This is a genomic window from Gryllotalpicola ginsengisoli DSM 22003 (assembly GCF_000419445.1).
Classification (GTDB): domain Bacteria; phylum Actinomycetota; class Actinomycetes; order Actinomycetales; family Microbacteriaceae; genus Gryllotalpicola; species Gryllotalpicola ginsengisoli.
The window spans coordinates 765,718-780,347 of sequence record NZ_AULK01000001.1 but is presented as its reverse complement, the minus strand read 5'-3'; the positions used below and the strand labels follow the sequence as shown (position 1 = coordinate 780,347).

At 69.0% G+C, this 14,630-nt stretch carries 10 protein-coding genes; 5 read left to right on the top strand and 5 right to left on the bottom strand.

Annotated features, from left to right (window positions below):
• Positions 1 to 62: 62 nt before the first annotated feature.
• On the top strand, positions 63 to 1,592 hold the full coding sequence (locus H563_RS14825; protein WP_051142601.1) for a S1C family serine protease: 1,530 nt from the start codon (positions 63 to 65) through the stop codon (positions 1,590 to 1,592).
• A gap of 74 nt (positions 1,593 to 1,666) precedes the next feature.
• A complete protein-coding gene (locus H563_RS0103825) occupies positions 1,667 to 2,695 on the top strand; it encodes a glycosyltransferase family 2 protein (protein ID WP_022881288.1) in 1,029 nt (342 codons plus the stop codon).
• On the opposite strand, the gene H563_RS17595 is transcribed toward H563_RS0103825, so the two are convergent.
• Positions 2,692 to 5,466, bottom strand: coding sequence for a CDP-glycerol glycerophosphotransferase family protein (locus H563_RS17595; RefSeq protein WP_022881287.1), 2,775 nt, complete (start codon positions 5,464 to 5,466; stop codon positions 2,692 to 2,694). The two genes, H563_RS0103825 and H563_RS17595, sit on opposite strands and share 4 nt — an antisense overlap.
• Before the next feature lie 68 nt (positions 5,467 to 5,534).
• Here H563_RS17595 and H563_RS0103810 point away from each other — a divergent pair, with 68 nt between their 5' ends.
• A complete protein-coding gene (locus tag H563_RS0103810) occupies positions 5,535 to 6,788 on the top strand; it encodes a CDP-glycerol glycerophosphotransferase family protein (RefSeq protein ID WP_027479065.1) in 1,254 nt (417 codons plus the stop codon).
• 40 nt (positions 6,789 to 6,828) lie between these two features.
• Here H563_RS0103810 and H563_RS14815 read toward each other — a convergent pair whose 3' ends face one another.
• A complete protein-coding gene (locus H563_RS14815; protein ID WP_022881285.1) occupies positions 6,829 to 7,611 on the bottom strand; it encodes a hypothetical protein in 783 nt (260 codons plus the stop codon).
• Positions 7,612 to 7,731: 120 nt separating this feature from the next.
• Here H563_RS14815 and H563_RS14810 point away from each other — a divergent pair, with 120 nt between their 5' ends.
• Entirely contained in the window at positions 7,732 to 8,001 is a 270-nt protein-coding gene (locus H563_RS14810) for a helix-turn-helix domain-containing protein (protein ID WP_051142600.1), read from the top strand.
• Positions 8,002 to 8,096: 95 nt separating this feature from the next.
• Here H563_RS14810 and H563_RS0103795 read toward each other — a convergent pair whose 3' ends face one another.
• Entirely contained in the window at positions 8,097 to 10,742 is a 2,646-nt protein-coding gene (locus H563_RS0103795) for a site-specific DNA-methyltransferase (RefSeq protein ID WP_022881284.1), read from the bottom strand.
• A 53-nt stretch (positions 10,743 to 10,795) separates the two neighbouring features.
• A complete protein-coding gene (locus tag H563_RS0103790) occupies positions 10,796 to 13,873 on the bottom strand; it encodes a BPTD_3080 family restriction endonuclease (protein ID WP_022881283.1) in 3,078 nt (1,025 codons plus the stop codon).
• A 111-nt stretch (positions 13,874 to 13,984) separates the two neighbouring features.
• Between H563_RS0103790 and H563_RS0103785 the strand changes: the two genes are divergently transcribed.
• Positions 13,985 to 14,308: a helix-turn-helix domain-containing protein gene (locus H563_RS0103785; RefSeq protein WP_022881282.1), complete on the top strand. Its 324-nt coding sequence runs from the start codon at positions 13,985 to 13,987 to the stop codon at positions 14,306 to 14,308.
• Here the strand turns inward: H563_RS0103785 and H563_RS0103780 are convergent, their stop codons facing one another.
• Positions 14,309 to 14,587, bottom strand: coding sequence for a hypothetical protein (locus H563_RS0103780; protein WP_027479064.1), 279 nt, complete (start codon positions 14,585 to 14,587; stop codon positions 14,309 to 14,311). It lies immediately after the preceding gene.
• Between the last annotated feature and the right edge of the window lie 43 nt (positions 14,588 to 14,630).

Sequence of the window (14,630 nt, the reverse complement as noted above, 5' to 3'; positions counted from 1 at the left end):
AGTCATAAGTTCCGCACAGCTTCGCGTCGGATGCTGGATGCGCTTGGAAAAGGAGCAGACCCATGAGCGACACGAACGGGCCCACGAATCCCCAGGGCGAGCAGCCGCGACAGGAAGCCCACACCCCTGACCAGGGTTGGCAGGCGCCGGCGGGAGGCGCGTTCGGCCAGCCCCCGCGCCCGGTGTACCACACGCCCCAGCAGGACGGCGCGACCCCCACCCACCCCAATCAGCCCTACCAGCAGGGTGTCGGCTACGGCCACCCCCAGCAGACCCAGCCGACGCAGCCCGTCGGCGGCCACCCCTACTACGCGCCCGGCGCGGCAGCGACGCCGCCGGGCGACACCGCGAAGCCCCGTAGGGAAAAGGAGTCGACCCTCAGCCGCAAGACGATCGTCCTCATCGTCGCCGGGCTCGTCGTCGGCGGCCTGGTCGGCGGCGGCGTCGGCGGCGGCATCGGCGCCGCTGTGGCGCACAACGACAGCACACCGGTGTCGGTCTCCGGCGGCGGCTCCGGCGCGTCGAACATCACCGTCAACGACCCGAAGACGGCCTCTCAGATCACGGCGGTGGCGGCGAAGGCGTCGCAGAGCGTCGTCACGATCAGCGTCACCTCCAGCTCGGAGTCCGGCACCGGTTCGGGCGTGATCCTCAGCGACGACGGCTACGTGCTCACCAACACCCACGTGGTGACCCTCGACGGCGAGGTCTCGAACGGCACCATCCAGGTGCAGACCAACGACGGCAAGCTGTACTCGGCGAAGGTCGTCGGCACCGACCCGACGGACGACCTCGCGGTGATCAAGCTCGAGGGCGCCTCCGGCCTCGAGCCGATCACGTTCGCCGACTCCTCGAAGCTCAACGTCGGCGACCAGGTCATCGCGATCGGCTCCCCGCTGGGCCTCAACGGCACCGTCACCGACGGCATCGTCAGCGCCCTGAACCGCAGCGTCTCGCTCGAGTCGAGCGCCCCGCAGGACAGCAGCGGCAGCGACAGCGACGAGAACCCGTTCGGCGACTGGGGCAACCTCGACCCGACCAACCCCTTCTCCGAGCAGCAGGAGGAGACCGATACGATCTCCGTTCCCGCGATCCAGACCGACGCGGCGATCAACCCCGGCAACTCGGGCGGTGCGCTGCTCAACGACAGCGGCGAGCTCGTCGGCATCAACGTCGCGATCGCGAGCACGGGGTCGTCGGATGGCTCGACCCAGAGCGGCAACATCGGCGTCGGCTTCGCCATCCCCTCGAACGTCGCCAAGCGCATCGGCGACGAGCTGCGCGACAAGGGCAAGGCCACCCACGGTCTGCTCGGCGCGACGGTCAGCAACGCGGCCGCGCAGGAGAACGCCACCACGGTCGGTGCCCGCATCGAGCAGGTCACCAGCGGCGGGGCCGCCGCGAAGGCGGGCCTCAAGGCCGGTGACATCATCACCAACATCGACGGAGTGCCGGTGACCAGCTCGACCGACCTGACCGCGCAGGTGCGCGCCGACGCGGCCGGTTCGAAGGTCAAGCTCACCTACGTGCGCGACGGCAAGACGTATCAGACCGAGGCCACCCTCGGCACGTACAACCCCGACTCGCAGTAGCGGGCGGCCCCGTCGTTCGGCGGGCCCCGGCATCCCCCTCGGTATGCTGGAGGTCCGCCGAACGACTGGACCACATGCCGCACGACCTCCGCGATCTGGGCGAGCTGCCCGGCGTCTCGTACGTGATGCCCGTCCTCAATGAAGCCGCTCACGTGGAAGCCGCGGTGGCGAGCCTTCTGGCGCAGGACTATCGGGGGCCCGCCGAGGTGGTCCTGGCGCTCGGGCCCAGCACGGACGACACCGACGAGGTGGTGGCCCGGCTCGCGGCATCCGATGCCCGCATCGTCAGCGTGCGCAACCCTGACGGGTCCACGCCAGCCGGGCTGAACCGGGCCATTCGCGCCTCGAGCAACCCCGTCGTCGTGCGCGTGGACGCGCACTCGATCCTGCCGCCCGACTACACCCGCCTCGCGGTCGAGACCCTGCGTCGCACCGGCGCCGACAACGTCGGCGGCGTGATGGACGCGCGAGGCGAGACGCCGTTCGAGCGGGCCGTCGCGTTCGCCTACGGCAGCCGGGTCGGCCTCGGCGGCACCCGCCACCACACCGGCGGCAAGGAGGGCCCGGCCGAGACCGTCTACTTGGGCGTGTTCCGGCGTGACAGCCTCGAGGCGGCGGGCCTGTTCGACGAGGGTTTCAAGCGCGGGCAGGACTGGGAGCTGAACCGCCGGCTGCGCACCCGCGGCGGCACCGTCTGGTTCACCCCACAACTGCGCGTGGGCTACCGGCCTCGCGCGAGCGTGGTCGACCTGGCGCGGCAGTTCTTCTCCACCGGCGTGTGGCGCGGCGAGCTCGCGAGGCGCTTCCCCGCCAACAACGGCGTGCGCTACTGGGTGCCGCCGGTCGTGGTCGTGCTGGTCGTGCTCGGCCTCGTCGCCGGCGCGCTCGCCGGGCTGAGCCCCTGGCTGCTGCTGGGCCTCATCGTGCCGGCCGGGTATCTGCTGGTCGTGCTCGCCTCGACGCTGCTCGCCCGCGACCGCGGTCTGCGCACCATGGCGTGGCTCGTGGTCGTGCTGCCGGTGATCCACTTCTGCTGGGGCACCGGCTTCATCCTCGGCTTCCTCAAGCTCACCCGGAACCTGGCCGAGTTCACCGGCCGCTAGAGGTACCCCTCGGCGTAGAGCCGCTCGACCACCCGGCGGCCCGCCTGCCCGTCGTCCTTCGGGTTGAATCGGCGCCGCCACTCGTCGTAACGCTGCGCGTGATCGGATGCGCCGGCTGCCGCCCCACGCACCGCCGCCACCAGCTCGGGCATGGTGGTCGTGATCGGCCCCGGCACCACCGGGAACGGGTCGAAGTTGAAGCCTCGGGTCTGGTCGCGGTACCGCTCGAGGTCCGGCATGTGGAAGAAGATCGGCTTGGCCGTCACCGTGAAGTCGAACATCACCGACGAGTAATCCGTCACCAGCATGTCGGCGGCGAGGTACAGCTCGCTGATGTCGGGATAGGAGGTGAGGTCGATGACGCCCTCGCCGACCACGGCGGCGCCGGGCCCGAGGGTGCGCGAGTGGCCGCGGATCAGCGTGACATACCCGTCGCCCAGTTCGCGCTGGAACTGCGCCACGTCGAGGTGGTCGACGACGCCGGGCCGGTCGTCGCGCCAGGTGGGCGCGTACAGCACCGCGGTCTGCTCGGGCGCGATGCCGAGCCGGGCACGCACCGCGTCGCGGTCGCCGGTGACGACCACGTCGTTGCGGGGGTAGCCCTCCTGCCAGATCGGGCCGCGGAAGGCGTAGGCGGAGCGGAACACGTCGGCGCTGAACGGGTTCTGCGCGAGCATCAGATCCCACCTGCGGCTCTCCCGCAGCACCGCCAGGCGTGCCCGGGGCCGGAAGCCGGGCTTGTCGAGCGCGAGCCGCTTGAGCGGCGTGCCGTGCCAGGTCTGCAGCACGTGCTGGCCGGGCCGCGGGTGCCAGCGCTTGCGCAGCCAGTCGTTGACGACGAGCAGGCGGCTGGCCGCGCGCGCGTGCCACCACTCCTCGCTGCCCTCGATGACGCGCACGGCGCCGGGCGGCACCTCGACGGAGGCGTCGGCGACGCTCCAGTACCGGGTGACCTCGGGGTGCAGCTCGGCCAGAGCGCGGTCGATGCCGAGCGGGTTGCAGGAGACGTTGCGGCCGAAGTAGCTCTCGAAGAACACCGCGTCCTCGAGCGGCGCGAACTCGGCGCGGTACTCGCCGAGCAGCCGGCGCTGGTTCGCGGCGCCCACCTCGTCGTCGGAGAGGGGGGCTGCGAGCGTGACCTGCACGACCCCGCGCTCCGCGTGCGCGGCGAGCCGGAACGCGTCCCCGTAGCGCCGGTCGGGCAGGGCGGCCGCGATCACGTCGAGGGCGAGCGGATGCCCGTCGGCGCCGGTCAGCCGCAGGGCGTAGTCGCCCGACCGCGGCGGCAGCCCCGGGCCGCTCCACCCCGGCACGACGAGGGGAATGCGGGCCCGCCAGCGGCCGCCCGCCTCGTCGACGCTGCCGGGCAGCACGGCGCGCGCGCCGGAGAGGGCGGCGCCGGCCGGCGCCGGGCCGGGGCCGACCGCGGTGAAGACGAAGCCGTCGTCGTGCTCCACGGCCAGGCCGTCCACGGTGAGGGCGTCGGGCTGCGCCGGGGGAGCGGGTGGCATGGCGTCGGCCTCGCCGGCGAGGCGGCGCCGGATCAGCTCGTGCACCCGCTGCGTGTTGCGGCCGTCGCGGAAGGCGTGGAAGCGGGAGGCGAGCCAGGCGGAATGCGCGACGAGCGGAGCCCGCGCCTCGGCATCCGTCAACACGGCGTCGAGTCGCGGCACGAGCGCCGCCCAACTCGACACCTCGCGGCCGCCGGAGAAGCCGTCGTACGGCTCGTAGACGCCGCGGCGGCCGGCGTAGTCGGCCACGTCGGGGGCGAGGAACAGGATGGGGCCGCCGACGAGCGCGAAGTCGAACGCGATCGACGAGTAGTCGGTGATCAGCGTGTCGACGGCGGGAAGCACCGGGGTGACGTCCGGAAGGAGGTCGGAGCCGAGCAGCGCGATCCGGTCGCTCGCGGCGGCGCCGGCGGCGAAGTCGCCGCGCCCGAGCGGGTGGGCGCGCACCAGCAGCAGCGCCCCGGCACGCTCGAGCAGGGCGTCGAGGGCGAGCCACTCCTCGACGGACGGCACGGCCGGGTGCCGTTGACCGTCGCGCCAGGTGGGGGCGTACATCACGATGCGCTCGGTCAGGGCGCGCGGGTCGTTGAGGCGCAGCGCGATCTGCTCGCGCGCGGCGCGCTCGCGGTCCTCCGCCGCGCCGCGCAGCAGCACGTCGTCTCGCGGGTCGCCGGTGATGACCGCCTGCCGCTTCGTGAGGGCGAAGGCGGTGCGGATGCGCGCAGCCGCGGCCTCGGAGGCGGTCGGGAAGAGCGCGATGCCCCGGCCGGCGCGCGCGTACGCGCGCTTCACCAGGGCGCGCACCCCGGGCACCCGGCCGACGAGCGGCACGCGCATCGCCTCGGGCGAGTCGATGCGGATGCGCTTGAACGGGATGCCGTGCCAGAGGTTCACCACGAAGGCGCCTCGCACGGCGAAGCGGTTCACGTCGCCGAATCCGTGCGTGACGACGACGACCTGCGCACGCAAGGTGAGCCGGAAGCCGCGCCAGGAGTGCTTCTGGGCGGCGGGGATGCCGAGGCGGCGGGCATCCGCCACATCGTGCTCGTCGCGGGCCAGCCACACCACCCGCGCCCGCGGGTCCGCGCGGCGCACCTCCTGCAGCAGGGGGAGCGCGCCCTCGCCGACCCCGGTTCCCGAGCCGAACGCCCACAGCCCGGGCCGACGCGGCGTGACGGCGGAGGCGAGGGCGCCGAGACCGTAGAGGGGAAGGGCCGCAATCTTGCGCAGATTGCCTGAGGCGAAGGTGAATCGGCCCATAGTGCTCCCAAGGTAGCAGCGGGCGCGAGGCGGGCCCGCCCAGCCCGGTTCGCTAGCCTGGACGGACCATGGGTATCGCACGCGATGTGACGGCAGCGGCGCGTTTGGTGCGCAATGCATTGCAGCAGCGCAAAGCACGCGCGGAGCTGCGGGAGATTCTGGGCCGGGCGGAACCGCTCCCTGCCGGGCGCTTCCGCATCGCCGTCTACTTCGCCGACGGCGAGGTCAACCTGTACCAGCTGCGGCAGTGGTACAAGCCCCTCGCCGAGCTCGCGAAGCTGTGGCCGGTGGTCATCATGTCGCGCGCGGCCACCGGGGCCGCGGCGCTGCTCAGGGAGAGCCCGGTGCCCGTAGCGTACGTGAAGACGATCCTCGACGTCGAGGAGTTCCTCGACCGGCAGGACATCCGCATCGTCCTCTACGTCAACCAGAACGCGCGCAACTTCCAGATGATGCGCTACGGGCGCCGCTGGCACGTGTTCATCAACCACGGCGAGAGCGACAAGATGTACATGACGACGAACCAGTTCAAGGCGTACGACTACGCTCTGGTCGCCGGCGACGCCGCCCTGAACCGCCTGTCGCGCGTGCTGTGGGACTACGACCTCGACAAGCGCGCCATCAAGATCGGACGCCCGCAGGCCGACCACTACTCGGGAACGCTGCCGTACACCCCCGATGAGCGCACTGTCGTGCTGTACGCGCCCACCTGGGAGGGCGACCGGCCCGCGGCCGCCTACGGCTCGGTGGTCACCCACGGCGTCGCGCTGGCCGAGGCGCTGCTTGCCGACCGGCGCTACCGGCTGATCTACCGGCCGCACCCCCGCAGCGGAGTGGTCGACCACGCCTACGGAGAGGCGAACCGGCGCATCATCCACGCGATCGCCGCCGCGAACCGCGCGGATCCTTCCGCACACCACGTGTACGACCACGGGGCGGAGCTCGGCTGGCAGCTCTCCGCCGCCGACGTGGCGATCGTCGACGTCTCGGCGATGGTCTACGACCGGCTGGCCGCCGGCAAGCCGCTGCTCGTCACCCGGCCGGTCCACCCCGACGCGGAGCTCGACGAGGGCGGGTATCTGTCGGATGCGGAGTGGCTGGAGGCATCCGATGCCCCCGCGATCACGCGGCGCCTCGAGGAGTTGAGCCACGACGAGCAGGCGGCGGTGCGCCTCGCCAAGTGGGTGGAGCACTACTTCGGCGACACGACGCCGGGGGCGACGACCCGCCGCTTCCACCAGGCGATCGCGCGGCTCATGGATGAGTGGGAGGAGTGGAACGCGCGCACCGCTGCGTCGTCGTCCACCCCTTCCGCCGGCTGAGGAGGCGCCAAAGGCGCCGTCTCGAAGCCTCGAAGCCTCGCTACCCCCGCACCTCGCGCTTCCGCAGCCGCTCCTCGTCGAGAACGACGACGTCGCCCTTGGCGGGCGGGAAGGCCGAGCGCGCCGCCTTGGTGATGCGGCGGCCGAGCACATTGTTGCCGACGCCGCCCACGACCGCGCCGATGCCGTAGGGCAGCGCGCGCCCGAGGATGCTGCCGGCCTGGTGCGTCGCGACCCGCTTGAGGAACGCGTTCTTCAGCCGGTTCAGCATCGGCGTGACGATGGCGTTCGGCATCTGCTCGCTGATGATCGTGCCCCAGTAGCCGGCGCGCGTGGCGTCTTCGTTGAGCGCCTCGAGGCCCCACTGGCGGATGATGTCGCTGCCCTCCTTGCCCAGCATGAGGGCGAGCACGAGGCCACGGGTGCGCTCGGGATCCTCCACGGTGATGCCGTGCAGCTCCGCGACCGACTGGGCGAACAGCGCGGTCGCCTCGAGGAATGCGACGGTCTCGGCCGCGGACAGCGCCAGCGCGGTCACGGTGCCGATCGCGGGTACGACCGCGGTCGCCCCCGTCGCGGCCCCGCTCGTCGTCACCGCGGCGAGGTAGCGGCGCTCGAGCACGTACTGCAGCTGCTCGACCGTCGCGTCGGGGTACTTGCGGCGGATGCGCTCGATGTGGGCCACGACCGCGGGGCGGTGGAAGCCCATCAGCGAGTCGACCGCCCGCTCGATGGTGTTGGGCACCAGTTTGCCCTTCACGACCTTGCCCTTGTCGGTCGTCACGATCGTCTTCGTCTTGTCGATCTTCGACTTGCGCGCCATTGCGTCAGTGTAAGTCGGGCGCCGCTGCGCCGCCGGATGATCTCGAAGGGGTTGCGCGATGCCGCCATCCGTGCCCTATGCTCATAGCGCCTTCATAGGGGCGTCTTCGGGGGAAGAGCGATGGCGATGGTGGTCGGGGGACACGACGGCGTGGAGCCGGCGGCGCTGTTCGGGGTGCGGCTGCGCCGGCTGCGGTCGTCGCTGGGCCTGACTCAGGAGCAGCTCGCCCTGCTCACCGGAATCAATCCGTCGAACCTCGGCAAGATCGAGCGCGGCACGGCCAACCCCAGCCTCGCCACGATGACCCGCATCGCCGTCGCGCTCGGCGTCGACCTCGGCACGCTGCTGAGCGGCGTGCCGCCCCTGCCCGAGCCCGACGCCGCCGACTGACCGCGCCCCTCAGCCGCGCCCCCGCCGGTCGACTCGCACGCGTCCCCTCGCTGGTCGACTCGCCCGAAGGGCGAATGGAGACCCGCGCACGCGACCTACACCGAGAACACCTTCATGACCTCATCGCCGTAGTCGTTGATGACCTTGACCGCGATCTTCCCCGTATCAGGTCGGTCGAACGGCATCGAGATGGTGCGATACAGCGCGCTCCACGCGTCCGGGTCGATGTCGGCTTTGAGTGCCGTCTTGAGGTTCTTGTACGGGTCGTTCTCGCCGGTGAAGTACGCGTGCCGCACGAAGAACGACTCCTCGTCATACCGGGTGTCGACCATCCAGAGCGCGATCTGAGTCGGCGCGCTGGAGCGCACCTCGCCGGTGTTCGGGTTGAACACGTCGACCCCGCGCAGTTCGACTTCGAGCTTGCCGTCGGGCAGCTCGCGCACCTCGATGTCGGGCTCGCCGAAGACGGTGAACAGGTTGCCGGCTCCGGTCTTCTTCAGGGCATCGATCATGAGCAGGTCCACGTTCATGCGCACCGCTTCGACACGGATGCGGCCGAGCTGACGCTCGCCCTCGACGTTGGGGTCGAATGCGAAGCCGAGCACGTACAGCACGTCGACGGCCGGGTCGAGCGCGTTGGCTTCCTTGAGCGCTTCTTTCACAAAGCCGGAACTCACCGTCCCGTATTGGGGGCCGATGGCGATGGCGACCCGAGTGGTGGGCGCGTCGACGGATGCCTCGGCCGAGTCGTCATCGTCGACGGCCAGCCGCTCACCCGTCGCCTGGATGAGCCTGCCCGCGTGCGGGTCGAGGCTCGCGAAGGTGAAGCGGCCCGACTTCGACCCGTTCTGGATGCCGGACTTCGCCAGATTCTCGAGAATCGACTGCTCGAAGGTGACAGCCTCCGGATCCTCGGCCGCGTGGCGCTCGCCTATCGACTCGCGGCTCGGGTCCGCCTCGTCAAAGGTGAGCGAGCGGTGCGGGCTGAGGCTCTCCATGGTGAACGGTCCACTCACCCGCACGACGTTCTTGTCGACCTTGGGCTTGTCATAGAGCAACTCGTACTCGGCGTGCCTCTTGATCGCCGCGTCGATCTCCTCGCGGCTCATGCCCTCGTGGATGTCGGGATTGTTCGCGATCGACTTCAGCGTGATGTGCTGCACCCGCTCGTACACGAAGCCCTTGTGGATGTCGCCCTTCGTGGTCGCCGGCGGCAGCCCCTCGAGCTTGCGCCCTTCGTCGGAGTCGGCCAGCACGTAGTACGGGAACCGGCCGCCCATGAGCCGCTGCCGCGCGAGCGCCAATGCAACGCGGGAGGTGTCGATCGTGATCCAGCGCCGCCCCCACTGCTCGGCGACATACGCCGTCGTGCCCGAGCCGCAGGTCGGGTCAAGCACGAGGTCGCCCGGATCGGTGCACATGAGCATGCACCGCTCGATCACCCGAGGTGCCGTTTGGACGACATAGACCTTCGCCTCGCCGAACCCACTCTGGCGCGTGTCATCCCAGGCGTTCGAAAATGCTTCGTACGGAAAGTCTTCGAAGTAGCGCTTGAATCCCAACGTCTTGCCGCTGGACATCAATCGATTGGCGAGCAGCAGGCGCTTCATACCGTCCGCGTTGGTCTTCCAGCCACCCTTTGCCGGCGTGAAGCGGTGCCCGCCAAACTCCACCTCAAAGCGCGTCGTGTCTCCGCCTGACTGTGAGGTCAGGGGATTCTGGCGGAGAAGGCGCGCACCAGTCCCGTACAGCTTGTCCTTCTCTGCTAACTCGTTTCGTGTCAGGGCTCGAACGACCCCGTCAATCTCGATCAATCGATAGTTGGCGTCATCAACCACAGAGCGCTCGACATAGAGGCTTCGGTACTTGGTTGCGTCGCGATTCCGACCGAACCACAGGATGTAGTCGACCGTGCCGGCGAGAAATTCGGAGGTCGCGCCCGTGGTTGTCCGATACGAAATCTGGCTCACGAAGTTCTCCGCCCCGAACACCTCGTCGAGCAGGCTGCGCACGAGGTGCACGTTCTCGTCGCCGATCTGCACGAAGACCGAGCCGGACTCGGTGAGCAGTTCCCGCGCGACGACGAGCCGGTCGCGCAGGTACGACAGGTAGGTGTGGATGCCGTCCTTCCAGGTGTCCCGGAAGGCCTTGATCTGCTCCGCCTCGCGCGCCGAGTCCTCACGCTTGCCGTCCTTCACGTCGCGCCGTGAGGTGCGCACCTGCCAGTTCGAGCCGAACTTGATGCCGTAGGGCGGGTCGATGTAGATCATCTGCACCTTGCCGCGTAGCGCCTCCCGCTCCGCGAGGGAGCCCATGACCTGCAGTGAATCGCCCAGGATCATGCGGTTGGTCCAGCGCGCGTCGTGCCGGTAGTACTCGATCGCATCTAGACCGTCGAGCCCGTCGAAGTCGTCGAACAGCGTCAGCTCGGGTTCCGGCTCACCCGCCTTCGCCGTCTCGCGCAGGTTCTCGATGAGCACCCGCGGGTCGATCTTCTCCTGGATGTAGATCGGGGGAGCGTCGACGACGAGGTCCTCGCCGTCCTCGGCATCCTTGCCGCGCCAGACCAGCTGCGGGTCGAGATCGGGGTTGCGCGGGTAGCGCAGCGGCGGCAGCGCGCTCGACTTCTCGTCGAAGTAGACCTCGGATCCTTCCGCGGTCGGAATGTTTGTGCGGGCGTCTTCGACGTGCCGGATCGCCTCGACGGGGGTCGGACCGCTGGGCCGTGCTGCGCGTGCCATGTCTGCTGTGCCTTACTGCTGTGCGAACGGGTGACGGATGCTTCGCGCCGGCGTCACGGGAACGCCGACAGCAGATCGGGGTCGCCGACGATGGGCTTGTCGGCGTACAAACTGTCGATCGCTTCGCGCAGCTGCACCTCGACGCCGACCATCGAGGTCAGCTCGATGTAGCCCCAGCGGCCGAATCCGCGGTGGTTGTTCACGGCGACGCACCAGCTGTTGCGGGCGGTGTCGGCTTTCTCGATCGTGGGTCCCGGGCTCTTCTGACCGCCGGAGACCTCGATCACGAGCATTCGTTGCACGTCGCCGTCGCGCCGCCGCAGCCGCACGATGAAGTCGGGCACGTACGCGTGCGTGCGCCCCTTGTGCACGTACGGGATCGTGAAACCCAGGTGGTCGTTCTTGACGTAGGCGGCGACATCGTCGATGAGCTCGAGCTGACTCGCCACCAGCTGCTCCCACGTGTTGCCGCCCTGGCCGTCGAGCACGACGTGGCTGATCTCGCTCTTGCGCGTCTCGTAGACCGCCTTGCGGGTGAGAAAACGGATGCCGCTCGTGTCGCCGATCGGATCGAAGCGGCGCAGCAGCGGTCGGATGCGTTGCACCCGGGACTCGTCGTCGCGCGCGCCGTACCGGGTGATGCCGTCCCAGATCGCCTCTGCCGCCTCGTGAAGGCGCTCGGTCGTGCGCAGCAGGTGTCGGATGTCGAAGCCGTCGTCATAGTCGACGCACTGCGTCAGGTACTCCGAAGCGATCTCGCGCAAGCGCGGGAAGGTCCACGGCTGGATGTCTTCGTCGCCGGACATGAAGTGCTGGCGGTAGACGTATTCGGCGATGCGGTAGGCGGCCCGCTGCTCCCGCGGGTCGCGCACGTCGTCTCTCACGACCTCGGACTCGCCGACATAGCCCTCGACGGTCACTTCGTCGGGCACCGTGCTCGGGCCGATGAGCAGGCGGCGGGCGTCGGACGGATCGAAGAAGAGGTGCTCGCTGGGGATCTCGAGGCGGTATCCGTCGAGCTTCGGGAAGGATATGCGGTACTCCTCCCGGCCCTCGACCGTGCCGACCTCGATCGCGGGCGGGGCGGGCGGCTTCTCGGTCGGCACCACGTCGCTCGGGATGAACGCGAACGGAATGCCGTACACGTTCGAGTACTCGGGCTCGAACCTGCCCTCGTCGTTCAACACATAGCTGCGGCGCCGCAGTCCGCGCCCGACAACCTGCTCGCAGAGCAGCTGCGAGCCGAAGGCGCGGATGCCGAGGATGTGGGTGACGGTGTTCGCGTCCCATCCTTCGGTGAGCATTGCGACGCTGACGATGCAGCGCACCTGCTCGCCGAGCTTGCCCTTCTTGCCGACGGTGTTGAGCACCTCGCGAAGGATGTCGGCGTCGCTCAGCTGATCGGCGTCCGCTCCCGGGCTGCTGCGGCGGTATGCATCTTTGAACGCTTCGATCTCCTCAGCGGCGGCGGACTTGAAATCGGCGCTCAGCGCATCGCCAGACTCGAGCTGAACCGAGTCGACGAGGATCGTCTGCGGCCGGGCGCGACGCCGCCCCAGCTCGGCGTTCGAGAAGAGCGGCAGCCTGCCCTCGGTGTGGATCGTCTGCTCGCCTTCGGTGATCTCTCGTCCCGCGATCCACTCGTAGACCAGCTTCGAGACCAGCGTGTTGGGGCAGACCACGATCATCACCGGAGGAGGCTCGCCGAGCGACGCGAGCTCGTCCTGCCAGCGCGCGAACGACTTCTCGTAGCTTCCGTAGAGGTTGTTGAGGGCGCCCTCCAGCTCGGCGGGAGGGTTCCACCCCGACGCATCCGTGATGACCGTGCTCTGCCGTTTCGGCAGCTTGTCGCCGATCTTCTGCCACAAGTCGAGGTAGGTGGGGGTGTCGTCGGCCGAGTCGTCGTTCACGGGAACGCGCGGCACCTTGACGATGCCGGCCTCGATCGCGTCCATCAGCGAGTAGTCGCTGACCACCCAGGGGAACAGGTACCCCTCGGTGTAGCCGGAACCGGAGAGGTAGAACGGCGTCGCCGAGAGGTCGAAGATGCGGGGGATGCGGTGCAGCTTCGCCGCCGCCTGGAGGCCCTTGAACCAGACGCGGGCGTCGGTATTCGCCGCTTCCTGCTCCTTGGTCAGCTTGATTCCGGCGGTGTGCTGGGGCTTGTCCTGGTAGCAGTGGTGCGCCTCGTCGTTGAAGACGACGATCGGCTCGTTCTTGCCGACCTTGCCGAAGTCGCGCAGCACCCGGCTCACGACCTCGCTCTCGCTCTCGTTGTAGAAGCCGGGGTCGTCACTCTCGCTCAGGATGTTCTTGGTGAGCGCGTTCACCCCTTGGAACTCGCGCCGCACGCGCGGCAGGAACGCGTGGTAGTTCGTGATCACCAGCTGGGCGGAGTTGAGCTGCTGACGCAGATCGGGCGGCACGATCTCGCGCTCGTCGTAGTAGTTGCCTTGCAGCGTTGGCTTGAGCACCTGAAGGCGGTCGCGGATCGTGATACCGGGAGCGACGAGCAGGAACTTCTGCGCCCACCGGTTCTGAGCGTTTCCTGACGCGTACTGGCGGTTCAGCGTCTGCCATGCGATGAGCATCGCCATGACTACCGTCTTTCCCGAGCCGGTCGCCAACTTCAGCGCGACCCGGGGAAGGCCGGAGTTGTATTCGGCATTGGCCTCGTCGAGGCTGCGGCTCCAGTCGCGATAGGTGCCCTTGCCTGCCGCCTCGGTGAGGAAGATCGCCGTCTCGGCGGCCTCGCGCTGACCGTAGAGGATCCGGTTCTCGCGAGTGGAGTCGGCCCAGTGCTGCAACAGCTTGCGACTGATGTGCGTGACGTGCTCGTAGCCGCGGGCCCGCCACAGCTCGACATCGTCCCGGAGCTGATTGATCAGCGAGTTGGCCTGGCGGCGCTCGCCGGTGAAGTCGAAATCGATCTCGACCAGGGTGTCGTCATGCGCTGCCTTCTTGCCGCGCTTCTTCGACTGCGGAATGGGAATGAACGACTCGCTCGGACGACGGCCCGCCTTGATCTCGCCCGTCGGCCCGTGCGGGCCGACGACGAAGTAGTGGGTCGGCGGGTCGTAGGGGGAGTTGATCACCGGGTTCTGAAGTGCGGCAGCCGCATCTGACGACATGAAGCACCCCCGGCGGAACGAACAGATAAGCGGGCAAAAACGCCCGTGGCATTAAAAGTAGGGGTGCATCTGCCCTCGGCCAAACGCGCGCGTTCATCCAGGTTTGGAGATATGCCGGATTCGCTCTCTTCTGCCACGAAGGAATTCGGCCGTCGACTGCGAGCGGAACGTGAAGAGCTGTGTGCGACACAACGTCAGGTGTCTGAGGCGGCAGAGATCGACGAGTCCACCTACCGCAAGATCGAACTCGGTCAGCGCAACCCGAACCTGCACAACATGATCCGCATCGCCGATGCCCTCGGAGTGGACCTGGCCGTGTTGACGGAGGGGCTGAACGCCGACATGGTCCCGCCGCCGCGAGAGCGCACTTCCCCGCGCGAACCGCTTGAAGAGTTGAAGCGTAAACGTGACGCCAAACGGCGCGCCCGCGCCTGATCAGAACGCCGCACGCCACAGGTATTCCTCGCCGTTCTCGCGCCGCCACCGCACGACGAGAAGCGTGTCTCGCGCCAGATCGGCTCCATGCACGGGAACCCAGAGCGTCTGGCCCGGCTCCACGTTCACCGGAAGCTGTAGCGGCAATGCGCCCGGGCCGAGAAGCGAACACCACACGTTCCGCAGCGTCTCGAGCGATGCGTTCTTCAACCCATACCGCGGCGCATAGTCGCGGATGAACAACCAGGGCACGGGGTAGGCGAGAGGCAGGTCAGGCATGCGGGGAACGGTAGAACCGGCATCCGACGCCCTCGCGAAAACG